This is a genomic window from Pseudomonas alkylphenolica (genome assembly GCF_004025535.1).
Lineage (GTDB): Bacteria > Pseudomonadota > Gammaproteobacteria > Pseudomonadales > Pseudomonadaceae > Aquipseudomonas > Aquipseudomonas alkylphenolica_A.
In genome coordinates this window covers 1-17,834 of sequence record NZ_QJRG01000039.1, presented here as the reverse complement: position 1 = coordinate 17,834, position 17,834 = coordinate 1, and the positions used below count along the sequence as shown (strand labels likewise).

At 60.0% G+C, this 17,834-nt stretch carries 16 protein-coding genes; 5 read left to right on the top strand and 11 right to left on the bottom strand.

Features of this window, described 5'->3' with window-relative positions; genetic code table 11:
• Entirely contained in the window at positions 1-570 is a 570-nt protein-coding gene (locus DM813_RS09820; RefSeq protein ID WP_128323205.1) for a DUF6436 domain-containing protein, read from the top strand.
• On the opposite strand, the gene DM813_RS09815 is transcribed toward DM813_RS09820, so the two are convergent.
• Positions 549-1,115 (bottom strand): sugar O-acetyltransferase, encoded by a 567-nt coding sequence (locus tag DM813_RS09815; RefSeq protein WP_128323204.1) that lies wholly within the window; start codon positions 1,113-1,115, stop codon positions 549-551. The two genes, DM813_RS09820 and DM813_RS09815, sit on opposite strands and share 22 nt — an antisense overlap.
• 84 nt (positions 1,116-1,199) lie before the next feature.
• Here DM813_RS09815 and DM813_RS09810 point away from each other — a divergent pair, with 84 nt between their 5' ends.
• Both DM813_RS09810 and DM813_RS09805 read left to right on the top strand, forming a co-directional pair.
• Complete coding sequence (locus DM813_RS09810) at positions 1,200-3,566, top strand: penicillin acylase family protein (protein WP_128323203.1); 2,367 nt, start codon at positions 1,200-1,202, stop codon at positions 3,564-3,566.
• Positions 3,567-3,661: 95 nt separating this feature from the next.
• Complete coding sequence (locus DM813_RS09805; protein ID WP_128323202.1) at positions 3,662-4,480, top strand: alpha/beta fold hydrolase; 819 nt, start codon at positions 3,662-3,664, stop codon at positions 4,478-4,480.
• 55 nt (positions 4,481-4,535) lie between these two features.
• Here the strand turns inward: DM813_RS09805 and DM813_RS09800 are convergent, their stop codons facing one another.
• The 8 genes from DM813_RS09800 to DM813_RS09765 all read right to left on the bottom strand — a co-directional run bounded on the left by DM813_RS09800 (position 4,536) and on the right by DM813_RS09765 (position 11,307).
• On the bottom strand, positions 4,536-5,414 hold the full coding sequence (locus DM813_RS09800; protein ID WP_128323201.1) for a transporter substrate-binding domain-containing protein: 879 nt from the start codon (positions 5,412-5,414) through the stop codon (positions 4,536-4,538).
• Positions 5,411-6,187, bottom strand: coding sequence for an amino acid ABC transporter ATP-binding protein (locus DM813_RS09795; protein WP_128323200.1), 777 nt, complete (start codon positions 6,185-6,187; stop codon positions 5,411-5,413). Before DM813_RS09795 ends, DM813_RS09800 begins: the two co-directional genes overlap by 4 nt.
• Complete coding sequence (locus DM813_RS09790) at positions 6,184-6,843, bottom strand: amino acid ABC transporter permease (protein WP_128323199.1); 660 nt, start codon at positions 6,841-6,843, stop codon at positions 6,184-6,186. The genes DM813_RS09795 and DM813_RS09790 overlap by 4 nt, the downstream gene beginning before the upstream one ends.
• On the bottom strand, positions 6,824-7,489 hold the full coding sequence (locus tag DM813_RS09785; protein WP_128323198.1) for an amino acid ABC transporter permease: 666 nt from the start codon (positions 7,487-7,489) through the stop codon (positions 6,824-6,826). Before DM813_RS09785 ends, DM813_RS09790 begins: the two co-directional genes overlap by 20 nt.
• 441 nt (positions 7,490-7,930) lie before the next feature.
• Positions 7,931-8,716, bottom strand: coding sequence for a MetQ/NlpA family ABC transporter substrate-binding protein (locus DM813_RS09780; protein WP_128323197.1), 786 nt, complete (start codon positions 8,714-8,716; stop codon positions 7,931-7,933).
• Between the two features lie 172 nt (positions 8,717-8,888).
• Positions 8,889-9,830: a sigma 54-interacting transcriptional regulator gene (locus DM813_RS09775; protein WP_128323196.1), complete on the bottom strand. Its 942-nt coding sequence runs from the start codon at positions 9,828-9,830 to the stop codon at positions 8,889-8,891.
• 63 nt (positions 9,831-9,893) lie between these two features.
• Entirely contained in the window at positions 9,894-10,475 is a 582-nt protein-coding gene (locus DM813_RS09770) for an alpha/beta hydrolase (RefSeq protein ID WP_128323195.1), read from the bottom strand.
• Positions 10,476-10,614: 139 nt separating this feature from the next.
• On the bottom strand, positions 10,615-11,307 hold the full coding sequence (locus DM813_RS09765; protein WP_128323194.1) for a GntR family transcriptional regulator: 693 nt from the start codon (positions 11,305-11,307) through the stop codon (positions 10,615-10,617).
• A gap of 356 nt (positions 11,308-11,663) precedes the next feature.
• Between DM813_RS09765 and lapG the strand changes: the two genes are divergently transcribed.
• Together lapG and lapD are read left to right on the top strand one after the other, a co-directional pair.
• Positions 11,664-12,302, top strand: a complete 639-nt coding sequence (gene lapG, locus DM813_RS09760; protein ID WP_128323415.1) for a cysteine protease LapG — start codon at positions 11,664-11,666, stop codon at positions 12,300-12,302.
• Between the two features lie 10 nt (positions 12,303-12,312).
• The gene (lapD, locus tag DM813_RS09755; protein ID WP_128323193.1) at positions 12,313-14,259 is read left to right on the top strand and encodes a cyclic di-GMP receptor LapD; all 1,947 of its coding nucleotides are present in this window, start codon (positions 12,313-12,315) and stop codon (positions 14,257-14,259) included.
• Between the two features lie 49 nt (positions 14,260-14,308).
• Here the strand turns inward: lapD and DM813_RS09750 are convergent, their stop codons facing one another.
• Positions 14,309-14,650: a tryptophan synthase subunit beta gene (locus DM813_RS09750; RefSeq protein WP_128323192.1), complete on the bottom strand. Its 342-nt coding sequence runs from the start codon at positions 14,648-14,650 to the stop codon at positions 14,309-14,311.
• A gap of 158 nt (positions 14,651-14,808) precedes the next feature.
• On the bottom strand, positions 14,809-17,832 hold the full coding sequence (locus DM813_RS09745; protein ID WP_347233026.1) for a type I secretion C-terminal target domain-containing protein: 3,024 nt from the start codon (positions 17,830-17,832) through the stop codon (positions 14,809-14,811).
• Between the last annotated feature and the right edge of the window lie 2 nt (positions 17,833-17,834).

Below are 17,834 nucleotides of genomic sequence, written 5' to 3'. Positions count from 1 at the left end.
ATGCTCGCGCGCACTCCCCGTACCCTCATCGGCCTGCTTGTCGCTGCCCTTTGCGCTGTCGGTCTGTGGTGGGCCTATGACAATTTCCAGAGTCGCTACCTGCGCCCCTTCGACAATCAGACTGCCTTGTTTTCTGGCGAGCGCCTGCAGCTACCCGCAGAAATCGCCGGCCCCGGGCCGATCCGCCTGGTGCATTTCTGGGACCCAAGCTGCCCGTGCAACGTCGGCAATCAGCAACACCTGGCCGAACTGATCGAGCAGTATGCGCCGCAAGGTGTCGTGTTCTATGTGGTGCAAAAGCCAGGCAGCCGCGGCCAGCTGCCCGAACCGCTCAAGGCGCTCAAACCACTGACCGGGCTTCCCGGCGCCGAACACCTGCCCGCCAGCCCTGGCGTAGCGATCTGGGACCGCCAGGGCAAGCTGGCCTACTTTGGCCCCTACAGCGAAGGCGCGACCTGCAACGCGAGCAACAGCTTCATCGAGCCGATTCTGCTGGCCTTGAATCAGGGCCGCGCAGTCAGCGCCACACATACCCTGGCCGTGGGTTGCTACTGCCCCTGGGTGCCCTGACGCGAACGCGCGGGGTTACCTACTACCGTCGCCCCAGCTGGCACATCGCGCGTCACCACGCTGCCCGCGCCGATCACGGCGTCATTTCCCACGGTGACACCCGGCAGAATGATCGCACCGCCGCCGATCCATACATTGCTGCCGATTGTCACCGGTCGGCCGCTCTCCAGCCCGCTGCGGCGCAGCGCCGGGTCCAGTGGATGGTCCGCGGTGTAAATCTGCACCGCCGGACCGATCTGGCAGTCGTCACCGATGTTGACCGGGCATACATCCAGGATCACGCAGTTGAAATTCATGAATACGTTGCGGCCAACGCGGATGTTGTAGCCATAGTCGCAATGGAACGGCGGGCGGATAACCGCGCCGTCGCCCGCCGCCGCAAAGTGTTCCAGCAGCAGGCCATGGCGCTGCTCGTTGAGCAGTTCGGCACTGTTGTTGTAGCGCTGCATCCAGTGCTTGTTGGCAATTTGCTCGGCCTGCAGCTCCGGGCAGCTGGCGTGGTAGAGCTGGCCAGTGAGCATTTTCTGTTTTTCGCTGAGACTCATCTTCCCTCCTCAGGGGCTATCCTCTGTCCTGATTTACCTCGATGATCGGACCACAACGTCCGCTAAAAAGTACAAGGAGTCTTGATGAAGCGCAGCCTGACCTTCCTCGCTGTGGTCATTGCCGCGGCCGCCGGCGGCGGTTACTGGTATGTGCAAGGCAAGTTGCCGCAGCGCGAGGGCGAGGTCACCCTGGCCAGCTTGCAGGCGCCGGTCAGTGTGCGCTATGACGACCGTGGCGTACCGCATATACAAGCCGGCAACGAGACCGACCTGTATCGCGCCCTGGGTTATGTGCACGCCCAGGACCGCCTGTTCCAGATGGAGATCATCCGCCGCCTGGCCCGAGGCGAACTGGCCGAGGTGCTCGGCAGCAAACTGCTGCCAACCGACACCCTGTTTCGCAGCCTGCGCATTCGTGAACAAGCCGAACGCATCGTTGCCCGCCAGGACAAGCAAGCGCCCGCCTGGCTTGCCCTGCAAGCCTACCTCGATGGCGTCAACGCCTGGCAGGACAGCCATCCCAAACCGATGGAGTTCGATGCTCTGGGCATCACCCCGCACCCCTTCACGGCACAGGACACCCTGAGTATTGCCGGCTACATGGCCTACAGCTTTGCGGCGGCCTTTCGTACGGAGCCGGCGTTGACTTTTATCCGCGATCAGTTAGGCGCTGAATACCTGAAGGTCTTCGACCTCGACTGGAATCCCCAAGGGGCGCTGCACAGCAGGCCACCACTGGCCTCCGCCGACTGGAAAAGCCTGGAGCAACTGGCCCTGGTCAGCCAGCAGGCACTGAGCGAAGCCGGCATTCCCCAGTACGAAGGCAGCAACGCCTGGGCGGTGTCCGGCAGCCGTACCCGCAGCGGCAAGCCGCTGCTGGCCGGCGACCCACATATCAGCTTTGCCGTGCCATCGGTTTGGTACGAGGCGGAATTGTCGGCGCCCGGCTTCAACCTCTACGGCTATCACCAGGCCCTCAACCCCTTCGCATCACTGGGCCACAACCGCGATTTCGGCTGGAGTCTGACCATGTTCCAGAACGACGATGTCGACCTGATCGCCGAGCAGGTCAACCCGGACAATCCCGAGCAGGTACGCATCAACGGTCAGTGGCAAGCCTTGACCTCAACCCAGGAAACCATCGCCGTCAAAGGCGAGGCACCGGTCACCATCACCCTGCGCCGCTCGCCCCATGGCCCAATCGTCAACGACGTCATCGGCGCCAACGCCGGGCCCACGCCGATTGCCATGTGGTGGGCCTTTCTGGAAACCGAAAACCCGATCCTCGACGGTTTTTACCAGATCAATCGCGCAGACACCCTGGACAAGATGCGTGCCGCTGCCGCCAAGGTCCAGGCGCCCGGCCTCAACCTGGTCTGGGCCAATGCCCGTGGCGACATCGGCTGGTGGGCCGCGGCGCAGTTGCCGGTACGCCCGGACGGGGTGAACCCAGCGTTTATCCTCGACGGCAGCACGGTGCAGGCCGACAAGCTTGGCTTCTACCCGTTCAGCGCCAACCCGCAGGAGGAGAATCCAGCCAGCGGCTACATCGTCTCTGCCAACTTCCAGCCGCCGGCAGCGATGCCGATTCCGGGTTACTACAACCTGCCCGACCGCGGTCAACAGATCGACCGCCACCTGGCCGACCCACAGACCCGATGGGATACGCTGAACAGCCAGGCGCTGCAGCTCGACACGGTCAGTGACTATGGCCCACGTACCCTGGCGCCGCTATTGGGGACCTTGCGCGAAGTAGCCAGTGGCGATCAGGAGAAGGAGCTGGTTGAGCAACTGGCGAGCTGGACCGGTGACTACCCGCTGGATTCGGTTAGCGCCACGCTGTTCAACCAGTTCCTCTACGACCTGGCCTATGCGGCCCTGCATGACGAGCTGGGTGATGCCTGGTTCCAGACCCTGATCAGCACCCGCGCCATTGATGCGGCGTTGCCGCGCCTGACCGCCGACGCCGAGTCGCCCTGGTGGGGTCAGCATGGCAGCAGTGAACATGGCAGTCGCAACGATGCCGTCAAGCAGGCCTGGCGAGCTAGCCTGGCGCACCTGCGTGAGACCTTGGGCAACGACCCGGCCGGCTGGCAATGGGGCAAAGCCCATACCCTCACCCACAACCATCCGCTGGGGCTGCAAAAGCCATTGAACCTGTTGTTCAACGTCGGACCGTTCGCTGCGCCGGGCACCCATGAAGTGCCGAACAACCTCTCGGCGAAGATCGGCCCTGCGCCCTGGCCGGTCACCTACGGGCCTTCAACCCGACGCCTGATTGATTTCGCCGATGCCGAGCAGGCACTGACCATCAACCCGGTCGGGCAAAGCGGGGTACTGTTCGACCGGCATTATGCCGACCAGGCCAGGGACTATATCGAGGGGCGGTACCACAAGGCGCAAATGGGGATGATTCCGGCGCAAAGCACACTTCGTCTGCTACCCCGTTGAAAGATTCGGTTAAACAACCTTTCGCACCAAAGATAGGCAAGCGTCACGTCACGCTTTAGTTTCGAGCCCCTCTCAATGCAAAGGAATAAAACCTCATGAGCAAGCAGTTCGTTACCATAGACGGCTCACGAATGGCCTACATCGAGGAGGGGCATGGGTTCCCCTTGGTGCTCGGTCATAGTTACCTGTGGGATGCCGAGATGTGGCGGCCACAGATCAATCAGCTCTCCCGGCACTTCCGGGTGCTTGTGCCAGAACTGTGGGGGCACGGAGACTCAGAAGCCCCACCGGAAAGAACGTGTGACCTGAACAGGGTTACCCGGCAACACTTGGCTTTCCTTGATGCCTTGAGCGTCGATCGCTGCCACCTGGTCGGCCTCTCGGTGGGCGGCATGTGGGGCGCCCAACTGGCTATCGAAAATCCAGAGCGCATCGACCGTCTGGTGCTGATGGATACGTACCTTGGCGCTGAACCGCCAGACACTCGAGACTATTACTTCAAGTTACTTGATGCGGTCGCAGAGGCCGGGCAGTTTACCGAGGATTTGCGCAACATCATCGTGCCGATGTTCTTTCACCCGACGCAGCCGACCGTACCTGAGATCCGCGAACAGTTTCACCAGGCTCTAAGCAACATGAATTGTGCAACGATCAGAGACAGCCTGCTCCCGTTGGGCAAGCTGATATTTGGACGTCCTGACTTGCTTGAGCGGCTGTCGCAACTACCTGCTGATCGCACCATCATTCTAGTTGGCGATCAGGACCGGCCGCGGCCTCCCGCCGAAGCGAATGAGATGGCCAGGTGGATCAATTGCCTGGCCGCACAAATCCCGGTTTCCGGACACATCTCGAACCTGGAAAATCCACAGGTTGTTACTGACCTGCTGCTCAACTGGTTACCTCGACACTACTAACCAGGTATTGAGTCAACAAGGCCTGGTCACCGTATACGACCAGGCCTCCCGGCCTTCACCCCTGCCACTTGCCACCTTCGACGATCACGCTCTCAGGCTTGGTGTCTTCGCTCAGTTCCTTGCGCACATATTGGTCATACAGCTTGAGCAGGTACTTCTGCTCACCCAGGCGCGCCAGCTCGGCGTTAACCCAGTCACGCAGCTCGATGTTGCCCTTCTTCACTGCCGGTGCAATCGGCGCTTCTTCGCCCAGTTTCTCTTCCAGCACGCGGTAGCCAGGGTTCTGCTTCGACCAGCTGAACAGGATCAGGTTGTCCTGGGCATAGGCATCACCCCGGCCATTGGCCAACGCCTGCAGCGACTCGGAGTTCTTTTCGAACTTGAGCAGCTTCCAGTCCGGATGGTTTTTCGTCAGCCAGATATCGGCGGTGGTGCCGGTAGTAACGATGGTGGTCTTGTCGGACAGGTCATCCAGATGCTTTACGCTACTGCCTTCAGGCACCAGCGCCTGCACGGCAACACGCAGGTTCGGGTTGGTGAACTCCACCGCTTCCTTGCGCTCCGGGGTCACGGTCATGTTGGCCAGAATCAGGTCAACCTTGTCGCTTTGCAGGAAAGGAATACGGCTGGCCGGTTCAACCGCAACGAACTCGACCTTGTTCTCGTCACCCAGCAGTGATTTGGCAAACTGACGCCCGATATCGGTATCGAACCCGACATAGCGGCCACTCTCGTCCACAAAACCGAACGGTGGCTTGTCGGTGAACACGCCGACAATCAGCTTGTCCCGGGCCTTGATGGTTTCCAGGTAGCTGGTCGCCGGCGATGCACCTGCGGACGCGGGTTTGTTCGGTTCTTCAGCCTTGTTGCACCCCGCCAACAGGGCAAGGCTGAACAGCGACAACAACAGTTTCGAGGTCTTGGCAGTTTTCATGACAGCTCCTTCGCAGGCATTTTTTTAGGCAGGCTTTCCATGTAGGAGAATTTCTCCAGAAACTGCTGCGCGCGTGCGGTCTGCGGGTTCGAAAAGAAGCTCTCGGGGTCGTTTTGTTCAAGGATCCTGCCGGCGTCCATGAACACGATTCGGTCGGCCACCGCGCGGGCGAAGGCCATTTCATGCGTAACGATAAGCAGGGTCATGCCGTCACGGGCCAGGCCCTGGATCACTTGCAGCACTTCCTTGACCATCTCCGGGTCCAGCGCTGCGGTCACCTCGTCAAACAGCATCACTTCCGGGTTCATGCACAACGAGCGGACAATCGCGATGCGCTGTTGCTGGCCACCGGATAACTGGCGTGGATAGGCATCGCGTTTGTCCAGCAAGCCGACACGGGCCAGCAAGGCTTGCGCCTGGGCCAGGGCTTCATGGCGCTGGCGCTTTTGCACCTTGAGCGGCCCCAGCAGCAGGTTGTCGAGCACGCTCATGTGGCCGAACAGGTGATAACTCTGGAACACCATGCCCACTCGCTGACGCACCTGACGCCAGTCCGTACCCGGCGCGAGCAATTCTTCACCGCCCAGGCGCAAATGGCCGCCGTCGGCGCTCTCCAGGCCGTTGAGGCAACGTAGCAAAGTGCTCTTGCCGCAGCCGCTCGGCCCCAGGATCACCACCACTTCGCCGCGCCGTACCTGCAGGTCGACAGCCTTCAGTACCTGCTGGTCGCCGAAGAATTTGTTGAAGCCCTCGAACTCGATCAATGCGCTCATGCGTGTGTCCAGCGGCGCTCAAGGGCGCGCGAGGCGGCCGAGAGCGGGTAGCAGATAAAGAAGAAAAACAGAAACAGCACCCCGTAGATCAGCACCGACTCGTACGTGCGCTCGATGATCTGCTGGCCGACCTTGATGACATCGACCACCCCGATCAGCACGGCCAGCGAACTGGTCTTGATGATCCGCGTGTAAATGTTGATGGTCGGCGGGGTCATGCGTTTAAGGGCTTGCGGCAACAACACGTAGCCGTATAGCTGCCAGGCAGACAGGCCGATGGAGAGCCCGGCCTCACGCTGCCCGAGTGGCAACGAACGCAAGGCGCCACGTACCACTTCACCGACTTCGCTGCTGCCCCACAACGACAGCACCAGTACGGCGCACCAGAAGCTGGGAATGCTCAGGGCAAAGAAGATCGGCAAGCCGAAGAACAGCAGGTAAAGCCAGACCAGCACCGGAATCGCCCTGAACAACTCCAGGTATACGCGTAGCACCAGGTTCAAGCCGCGACGGTTCAGGCTCGCCAACACCCCATACGCCACGCCGCCCAGGGTGCTGAAAACAATCCCCAGCGCCGAAATCGCCAAGGTCTGCGCGGCGCCCCTGCCCAGTTGCGGCAACGACACCAGCAATAGCTCAAGACCCGAACTGGCCATGTTGCAGCCTCCCTTCCAGGTACCGGAGCAACAGCGACAGGGGCAGGAACAGCAGCACGCAGATCAGCGTGAGCACCGCGAGCATCTCGTAGGTTTTGTAATAAAGAGCGATGTAGCTTTTGGTGGTGTAGAGAATCTCTGGCACCGCCACCGCCGAGACCACCGTGGTCTCTTTGAGCAGAAAGACAAAATTGGCGAACAGGGACGGCAAGCTGAGCAAGCCGGCTTGCGGCAGGATCACATGCCACAGCAACTGCGCCTCGGACAGCCCGATCGAACGTCCCGACTCCAGCTGTGCCCGGGGTACCGCCTCGACACCTGCTCGCAGCACTTCAGTCAGGTAGGCGCCGCCGAGAAACGTCATGGTGATGATCGCCGCGGCAAAGCCGGAAATCTTCAGGCCCAGGCTCGGCAAGGCGAAGTAGACGAAGAACAACTGGATGAGCAGCGGTGTATTGCGCGCCAGCTCCACATAGAGCTGCACCACACGCTGCAGGTAGGGTGTGCGATAGACCAGAATCGCCGCATTGACCAGCGCCACCAGTAGCGAGGTGACAATGGCGATCAGGCCCACCTGCAAGGTGACCCCTACAGCTTTGAGAAATGCGGGCAAAGTGCTTAGGATGAACGCAACGTCGAAGCTCATGGAAAAGCCCTCGACGGCAAGCGGTGACAGTACGACATGGCAGGATCTCAGCTCGGCCCGAGGATAAGCGGGCCGCTCTAAACTGGAGTTGTCAGTGCGGGTGAGCACAATGACTAAGACTTTAAAGGTATAAGAATATTTATTTAAATACCTTTATTGCATATTGATATCACCCAAACAGCTAACCTGAGAAATCCTTGAGTGTGCCGGGATCTTTCCGTCACAACGGCTATCCAACGACTGCCACTTCCCTCACTTTCATGGAAGAAAACTACGATGAACACCCCTGCGACACTGCCCGCCCACGACCCTCAAGAGCTGCTGAAACTGCTGGCGGCGCTGATGCGAGCGGTTCAACGCCGTACCTGAGGCAGACACAAAAACGCCGACGTGGTCACCCGACGTCGGCGTTGGCTACAGCGCATTCGAGGGCTGTGGCGATCAGAACGCCGGCAGAACCGCGCCGCTGTACTTTTTCTCGATGAAGGCTTTCACTTCAGGGCTGGTCAGGGCCTTGGCCAGCTTCTGGATGGCGTCGCTGTCCTTGTTGTCCGGACGGGCAACCAGGAAGTTGACGTACGGCGAGTCGGCACCTTCGATGACCAGTGCGTCCTTGGCCGGGTTCAGACCCGCTTCCAGAGCGTAGTTGGTGTTGATCATGTCCAGATCTACTTGGTCCAGCACACGTGGCAGCATGGCCGACTCAAGCTCGCGGAACTTCAGCTTCTTCGGGTTCTCGGCGATGTCTTTCGGGGTGGCCAGGGCGTTCTTCGGATCCTTCAGGGTGATCAGGCCAGCCTTCTGCAGCAGCAGCAGAGCACGGCCGCTGTTGCTGCCTTCGTTAGGAATGGCAACGGTGGCGCCGTCTTTCAGCTCGCTCAGGCTCTTGACCTTCTTCGAGTAACCACCGAACGGTTCGACGTGCACGCCGATCACGGTTTCCAGGTGGGTCCCTTTACCTTCGTTGAAGTTCTTCAGGTACGGCAGGGTCTGGAAGTAGTTGGCGTCCAGACGCTTCTGATCGACCTGTACGTTAGGCTGCACATAGTCGGTGAATACCTTGATCTCCAGGTCCACACCTTCTTTGGCCAGGGTCGGTTTGATCAGCTCGAGGATTTCGGCGTGCGGTACAGGGGTGGCGGCAACCACCAGTTTCTCGCCCGCCTGGGCGAAACCTGCAACCGACAGAGCGGCCGCCAGAGCAGTGAACAACAGAGCCTTTTTCATGTGCAGTCCTTATTCGAATACTGGGCCATCGGTCGACGGCAAATTAGGTTGCCAGCAGATTGCTAGCTGGCTTGGAGCGGACAATACCTAGATTTTTTATGCCGGAACAATATCTTTTATTTAGCTGCTTATTCCATTTTAACCATAAAGCCGATGCGCCTCGTGCATAGCCTCAGGCTGCGCCTTGCGTTAAACGCAACAGCGCCTGCTCCAGCAAGCCTTTCAAGGCATCGCGCTCCTGCGCCACAGCGTGCTGGCACAGCTGATCCAGCTGGCTCTGCAGTGTCTGCAGTGGCGTTGCCAGGTTCAGGTGGTGGGGCTTTATTTCCTCGCCGCTGCTGACCAGCAGGGCAAAGTGAATGACGTTCTCCAGCTCGCGGGTGTTGCCCGGCCAGCTATACAGCTCCAGCACCCGCTGAGCGGCCTCGCTGATCAGTGGCACTGCAAGGTTCAGCCGCGGGCTGTAGATACCCACGAAATATTCGGCCAACGGCAGGATGTCGCCGACCCGCTCGCGCAAGGCAGGCAGTTGCAACTGGCCCTCGCGCAGATAGTGGTAAAGGCGCTCGTTGAATTTGCCGACACTCACGGCATCGCCCAGATCAATGCTCGATGCCGCCACCAGGCGCACGTCTACGGGGTTGGGTTGCTGGGCGCCCACCCGCGTCACTTCACGGTTCTCCAGGGCGGCTAGCAATTTGCCCTGAATCGACAACGGCAAGTCGGCGATTTCATCCAGGTACAACGTGCCGCCATTGGCCGAGCCGAACCACCCTGCCCGGCTGCTGGGCGCGCCGTTGTGGGCACCGGCGCTGTAGCCGAACAGTTCAGCATCGGCATAGGTCGGGCTGATGGCAGCGCAGTTGACCGAGACGAACAGGCCACTGCGATCACTGGCACGGTGGATCTGCCGTGCCAGCAATTCCTTGCCAGTACCGGTCTCACCGCGAATCAGCACCGGCAACGCCAATGGCGCCAACAGCTCCAGCTCCTCGCGCAATTGCTGTGAACGCGGGTCGACGAATACCAGCGCCTTGGCGCGGATGCTCAGCGGGCTTTTGTCCAGTTCAGGAAAGGTCAGCAATGGCTGGCCGAACGTGTCGTGATGACTCATAGAAAACTCCCGCCCGCAGCATCAGGGGCCGGGCGCTGGATTGATTAAGGTCTTGCCTGGGCGTCAGGCGCGGCGAAGCGCGTGCTGTTCCAGGCGGCTCTGCAGGCGGTACAGGTAAGCGAAGCCCTGCTCCCAGCGGCGGTGCCCGGACTTGACGTTGATATGCCCGGCGCCCGCGAGAAAGCCCACTTCGGCGCCCCAGGCACGTGCCAGCTGCATCGCACGCGGAGCGCTTACTGCCGGGTCGTTATCGGAGCTGACCACCTGGCTTGGAAACGGCAGCAACTGCTGTGCGATGGGCGCGAAGTTTTGCAAGGCCGGTGCACAGGTCGGGCGCTCGACGTCGGCCGGGGCTACCAGCAAGGCACCGCGGACGCGACGCAGCAGGCTGACACTGGCTTGTGCTGCCCAATGGGCGACGGTGATGCAGCCCAGACTGTGGGCAATCAATATCACCGGCGACTCATCAGCCGCCACGGCGCTTTCCAGGGCAGCGACCCAGTCCTGGCGTTGCGGCGTCAACCAGTCGGCCTGTTCGACCCGGGCGCTGTTAGGCAACACCTGCTGCCAGTGACTCTGCCAATGATCCTCTGGCGAACCTTGCCAGCCCGGCACAATCAGGTAACGGATCGAATCATTGCGCATGGGGACGCCTCCTGCTGGGTTTGCGTGCTTGAGGCCAAGTATAGGGGCATGAAAATGAACGTAAAGGAATAAGAAGCTATTTATTAATAACCAAATAACTCCAAAAGATCACACCACCAGCGCCCCTGGCGGGGCAGACCTACTCGGCCGGACGACTGTCCAGATAGGCCCGGATGGTTTTTTCGGCCTTGCTCAAGTGACGCTCGAGTACCCTGACGGCATCCTCGACGGCCTTGTCGTTGGCAGCATCAACCAGAGCGTTGTGGTCATCCTGCGTCAATTTGCCAAGGCCCATCGACGACAGGTGAAAACGCAAGAAGCGCTCCTCTTCATTGAGCTCGATTTCAATCAGGTGCAACAGCTTCTTGTTCGTTGCCTTGCTGTACAGGCTCATGTGAAACAGCCGGTTCAGACGACCGATTTCGGCATGCCGGGTTTCGTTCTCCAGCTGGGCGATGTAGCTGCGCGCCAGGGCAATGTCATCGGCATCAAGACGGGGAATCGACTGGCGCAATGCCTCGCTTTCGAGTAGCACCCGCAAAGCATAGGAGTCCATGGCATCTTCGCCGATCAATGGCGCCACCACCGCACCCTTGTGGGCGACTACCTGCAGCAACGATTGCGTTTCGAGTTGGCGCAAGGCTTCGCGCACCGGCATGCGGCTGACCCCGAACAACGACGCCAGCTCTTGCTGACGCAGCGCCATGCCCGGGGGCAGGCGACCATCGAGAATAGCGCTGCGCAACCGCTCTTCAATCACACTCCGAGCCAGGTGCGGCGGCACTTGCTCGCTGCCCAGTATTTCGCTCAATGGTCTGGATTTTTGGGTCACGCTTTACTCTGCCCTTTGTCGTCGGAACACGGCGGGAATTGGATCCAATCACCGTAGTCAGGGGGTGGGTGCTTGTCAAACCGCTCGGAAGGGCCCCGCTCAGGGCGGATGGCAATGGCTGCGGCGATAATTGCTATCGTGAATGAAGTTTTTCTCCAAGGGAAGCCACTCCGATGTGGTGGGCAAGCGCCCGCGATGAGGGTGGTCAGACTGATGCCACCGTGATTGTAAGGTGCCATTGTTTTTTTAGGGGCAAGGCCGCACCATCGGTGCTTTTCCATAGGTCTGCGCAGGTTTTCGTAGTGACGAGACGCTGGACTGTTCACCTGACCCTGCGCCGGCTGAGCCTTGCCGTTATGCTCGGCTGCCTGTTGCTGGGCAGCCTGCACGCCGACTGGGACTTTTCCCAGATCAGCCGCAAGGCCCAGTCACTGTACGGGGCACTGGGTGCAGGACAAGGCCGTATCGATGCCTGGCAGAACCTGCTGAGCACCCAGAAACAGGACAGCGAAGCCGAGCAGCTCAAGCGGGTCAACCAGTTCTTCAACCACCAGCTGCGCTATGTCGAAGACATCGACCTGTGGCGTGAGACGGATTACTGGGCAACCCCGATCCAGGCACTGATCAAGGGTGCCGGCGACTGTGAAGACTATGCTATCGCCAAGTACTTCAGCCTGCGGCGCATGGGCGTGCCGGCGGAAAAGCTGCGCATCACATACGTCAAGGCACTGCGCCAGAACCGCGCACACATGGTCCTGACTTACTACGCAACGCCCAATGCCATGCCCCTGGTTCTGGACAGCCTGATGGATGCCATCAAGCCCGCCAGTGAACGCACCGATCTGCTGCCAGTCTATTCCTTCAACGGTGAAGGTCTGTGGCTGACCGGTGCGACGGGCAACAAGAAGGTCGGCGACACCAAACGCTTGTCGCGCTGGCAGGACCTGTTGAAAAAGATGCAGGCCGAAGGTTTCCCGGCCGAACCGGTTTACTAAAGGAGCACAGATGTCACTGTTCAAACAATTGCTGCTTGCCATCTGCCTGTTCCTGGTAGTCGCCTTCAGTGGCAGCTTCATGGTCAGCCTGGAAAGCTCGCGTAGCCAGTACGTCAATCAGCTGCGCTCGCACGCCCAGGACGCAGCCACTGCCCTGGCATTGTCGCTGACGCCGAACATCGACGATCCGGCGATGGTCGAACTGATGGTCAGTTCGATTTTCGACAGCGGTTATTACTCGAGTATCAAGGTCATCGATTCGGGCTCCAACGCGGTGCTGGTGGAGCGTCACGCCGAGCCAGACGCCAACGGCGTACCCGCCTGGTTCACGCGCCTGATCGGTCTTGAGGCTGCTGGCGGCGATGCTATCGTCAGCCGCGGCTGGCAACAGGCTGCCCGTGTCGAAGTGGTCAGCCATCCCATGTTTGCCCTGGCCAAGCTCTGGCAGAGCGCCCTGGGCAGCCTGGGCTGGTTGCTGCTGTGTGGTGCCTTGAGCGCCGTGCTCGGCGCACTGCTGCTGCGTCGGCAACTCAAGCCCCTGGACTACATGGTGGAGCAGTCGCACGCCATTGCCCGCCGTGAATTCCTCAGCCTGCCCGACCTGCCGCGCACCCCCGAACTGCGCCGTGTGGTGCAGGCCATGAACCAGATGGTCGAGAAGCTCAAGGCGTTGTTCAAAGAGCAGGCGGAACGCAGTGAAAAGCTGCGGGTCGAGTCGTATCAGGACAGCCTGACCGGCTTGGCCAACCGCCGCTATTTCGAAATGCAGCTCAATGCCCAAGTCAGCAACATGGAAGAAGCCCGGCCGGGTTACCTGTTGCTGCTGCGGGTCAAGGACCTGGCCGGGCTTAACCAGCGACTGGGTGGCCAGCATACCGATCAACTCCTTCAGGCAGTCGGCCAGCAGCTGCAGCGTACTTGCGCCAATTACCCGGAAACCAACAACCTGATCACCCGCAGCCGTGGCGGCGAGTTCGCCGTACTGGCACCCGGTCTGGTGCATGAGGAAGCGATTCAACTGGCCCAGGCCCTTGAGGGCACCCTGCAGAGCCTGGCCGAAACCGGCGCTACCGATGTAACCCCGGTGGCCTGTATCGGCATGGCGCCCTACAGCCCGGGCGATGCCCCCCAGGTACTGCTGAAGCTGGCCGATGAAGCGCTGGCCCGCGCCGAAGCCCAGGTGGAACCAGGCTGGGTGTGCTTTGAACAAGGTACGGCGCCGCAGAGCGGTGAAACCCACCATACCTGGCATCGCCTGCTCGACGAGGCCCTGGAGCATGGGCGCTTCCAGCTGTTTTTCCAGCCGGTGGTGGCCTGCGATGCCCCGGAGAAGGTCCTGCACTACAAGGTCATTTCACGTTTGCTCGACGATCAGGGCCAGGCCGTAGCGGCCGGGCGCTTTCTGCCTTGGCTGGAGCGTTTTGGCTGGTCGACGCGGCTGGACATCCTGATGCTCGAGCAAGTACTCAAGCATCTGCTCAACCACACCGAAGCCCTGGCCCTGAACCTGTCGGCTGCGACGCTGGCCGACCCCAAGGCACTGCAACGGGTCTATGAGCTACTGGGTCAATACACGGCGCTGGGGCCGCGCCTGACCCTGGAAATCGGTGAAGAACAGCTGCCCGATCAGGCCGCCCTCGAACAGCTGACCCGACGCTTGCACGCCCTGGGCTTCAGCCTGAGCCTGCAACGTTTTGGTGGGCGTTTCAGCATGATCGGCAACCTGGCCCATCTGGGCCTGGCTTACCTGAAAATCGACGGCAGCTATATTCGCGCCATCGATCAGGAGCAGCACAAACGCCTGTTCATCGAAGCGATCCAGCGTGCAGCGCACAGCATCGATTTGCCACTGATCGCCGAGCGCGTGGAAACCGAAGGTGAACTCAAGGTGTTGTGCGAAATGGGCATTTACGGCGTGCAGGGCCGGCTGGTCGGCGAACCGGCGCCCTGGCGATAAACCGCAACCAGCAGGCCTCATGGGGCCTGCTGGCCTTCAGAGACTGGGCCTAGATCAGGCCTCTTTCTTCGCTGTCATCAATCAGGTTGCTCAAGCCACCTAACGCTTCACGCGCTGTGGAGCGGTTGAGCAATTTGGCCTGGGCACCGGCCGGCAGGTCGGTGATGCTGATCACCCCTTTTGCGGTCAGCACTTCGATCAGGTCTTCAAGAACCCGGATCATGTCCAGGTCGCTTTGCTTGAGCTGCTTGAGGCTGTTCTCGACGGTATTGTCGGCAAACCAGTCCTGAATCTCGGCATGGTCGGCCGGCAACAACTCCGTGTATTCGGCATAGGGAGCGGCCTCGACCCGCGCCAACCGACCCTGTGCATCGCGTTGCACGTAGTACATGGGGTATCCCTCCAATTGTGAGTCCATCACCGCAGTCAGCAGCATAGGCCAAGCTCGCCCAGGCGCGCGCCTGGCGAGCGAGTATGCCGTGCGAATGTCGCGCAGGCCAAGCCCGAACCCCACAGCAACCCGTACCGGGTTGCCGCGGGCGCTGGGCATCAGCTGTTGGAGTGGTCGATCTTGATGGTCGGGTCGGCGCCGCTCACCAGCGAGTTGATCGTGGTGTTGGCCCAGTTGACGCCTTCCAGCTTGATCGTCACGTCGGCATTGGCCAGGCCGCCGGCGTCGTTGAGTTTGCCTTCGGAACTGACCTGCAGAGTCGACTCACTGTTGACCGTGGTGATCTTCAGGTAGTTGTCGATGGTGCTGGCCTTCTCGCCCTGAAGCAGATCACTCAGGTCCAGACGGTCGCCTTCGACAGGCTTGAAGTCCCGAATCACATCGTTACCGGTGTCGCCGGCTTTCCACACGAAGGTGTCGGCAGCATTGGTGCCGACCAGAAGGTCATTACCGTGGTTGCCGTATACCGTGTGCGAATCACTCTGGGTGAAGAGGATGTCCTGCTCCTCACTGGCCAGCAGCGAGTAAGACGCAGACTGAGTCGTGGTGGCTCCAGGGCCGGTCGTAGCGATGGTGATGTCCAGGTGTGCCGTATCTGAGTCTCCATCGGCCTGGGTCACCTTGTACTCGAACTGGTCCGTTTTGCCGGCGTTATCCTTGTTGACGGTCGGGGTGTAGGTATAGGAGCCATCGCTCTTGATTGCCAAGTCACCAAAGCTGCCCTTGACCGTAGTGCCGCCTACCGGGATCTCCGTCCAGTTGCCGTTGACCTTCACCGACAAGGACGAGGTTTCCCCGTTGCTGCCCCAGAGGTCGTTGTCTTGCACCGAGCCGGAAACTGGCGTTGCTGACCATTCGATGGTCGTTGCACCTGGCACTTTGGCAGTGAAATCGTCGAACGTTACCGTCGCCAGCTTGCTGGAGGAGTTGCCGCTGCCATCGTGCACATTCAGGAGAATCCGGTACTGGCTATTGGCATCCAGCGCATCGGTAGTAACCGATTTCGTCGTGGAGTAGATAGACCCACTCTGCGCAAAGGACCAGGTGTTACCACCATCAGTGCTCTTGTAGAGCGACCATTGTGCGGTGTCACCGCTGTTGAAATTGCTGAAACTGGTCGTGAACGACAACGTTTCGCCAGCACCTGTTCCGGTCTTGTAAGTCGGCGTCAGCGCCTGGGCATCGCCATCGCTGCTGCCGTTATTGTCTTTCAATACCAAGGCACTGCTGCTGCGGCTGGCATCCGAAGTGCTGCCGCTGAGCGAACTGGTCTGCCAGCTGCTGAGATTCGCTTTCAGCACCGAGCTGCTCGACAGGTCCGCGAGATTCTGGTCCACAGGAGTGGTGTTGAACTTCCACGCGTTGGTTTCACTGCCACTGTTGAAGTTCGCCAGTGTTGTGTATGTATCTGCTGCTGTGACACTTCTGGACGTCAACGTAGCCGTCGCGTTGTCATCAGTGGCAATCGGGTCGCTACGATCATTGACGGTCAGCGTCAGTGTCGACTCGGCGGTCTCGCCATTGGCATCCTTCACCGTGTACTTCACAACGGTCTGAAGGGACGTTGAGGTATCGAAGTTGTCCTTGCCGGTGAAGGTATAGCTGCCATCGGCTTTGAAGGTCAGCTTGCCGAGATTGCCAAGGTCGAACGTTTTCACGTCGTTGGCATTGGCGAACTTGTAAATCGTTCCGTTGACCTCCACCGAATCCATCTTCCAGCCATTGGCCGCCCAACCAGCAGTACCCCCGGTATCGTTGGTGGTGACATTACCCGACACCACGCTGCCGCCGGCGCTGGTTACCAGTGCATCGGTCAAGGAGCTGAGCGAGGTTTCAACTACCAATACGTTTTTGTCGTTCGAGCCGTTGGTGATGGAGCCGGCTGTCTCGCCTGGTTTCCAGGCAATCGGCTCCAGGAAGTTCTTATCGCTGTTGCTCAGGCCACCAAAGCCCACGGCGAAGGATTCGTCGAATTTATTGCCTTCGAGGAAGTTGATCCACTTCGTTTCCGAAGCGCCAGTAGAAGGTTCGCCATCCGACATGAAGATAGACACCAGCTTGCCGCCACCAGGTGGAGGTGCTGTGAATTTGTCGATCACGGTTGTCAGTGCATTGTTGTAGTTGGTCCCACCAGACGCCTGGATAGCGTCAATCGCTTTCATCGCGTCTTCAAGATTGGTATACCAGCCACCATTTTGGCCCGAATCATGGAACGTCGCGGAGCTTGAAAACGAGACAATAAACACCGAGTGCACAGTGCCGGACGCAAAGAGGTTACTCACCGCATCCTTGAGCATGGCGATGCGCGTAGTGTACGGGCCACTGCCGTCTGGATCGCCGCCCTGCGGCCCCATGCTGCCAGAACGGTCGAGCACCAGAACCACATCGCTGCCACCGCCCTTACCGCTTTCCAGGATTGTTGCGCTATCACTGGTGACAGTTGGACCGCTGTCATTGTCCAGAATCGTACCGGTAGCGGTGTTCTGACTGCCGACGGCCAGGTTTTCAAACACGTTGTTGGTGTCCGTCACACCCTTGATGGTGGCGGTCAGCGACTCGCTTTTTTCAATCAAGGTGTCGTCGAATGTCTGAACGGGGAACGAAGTGCTGCTGTTGCCGCCACTGATGGTGACGCTGGTCGGCAGTTTGCCGGTGATATCAGCGGTGGTGTTGGCCGAACCGCCCCAATCCAGGCTTACGGTCACGGACTTGCCGCTTGGAACTGTTACCGCGATACCGTTCTGGTCTACCAACTCAACCTTGTATGTCAGCACGCCACCTTCGGTGACAGAGGCGTTGCCATCAATGCTGATCTTGGCGAAGACCGTATCGGTGGTATCTACCACCGTCGATGTCGCGGAGCCACTGCCCGCTTGAACGCCCAGACTTTCAAAGCCAGGACCGTTTACACCGATGATCGTAGCGGTCAACGAGCTGCCGTCCTTCAAGACGTCTTCGCCGTTGCCAGCATCAATTTTCAAGGTGCCGGTGCTCTGACCGTCAGCAATGGTGATCACGCCCTTATCGGTGGTGATCGTAGTCACGCCTTTGGAGGCATGGCTCAGGGTGGCGGTGAAGACGTACTGCGCCGACGGGCCTTCGAATTGCTGCGAGCCGGACAGGC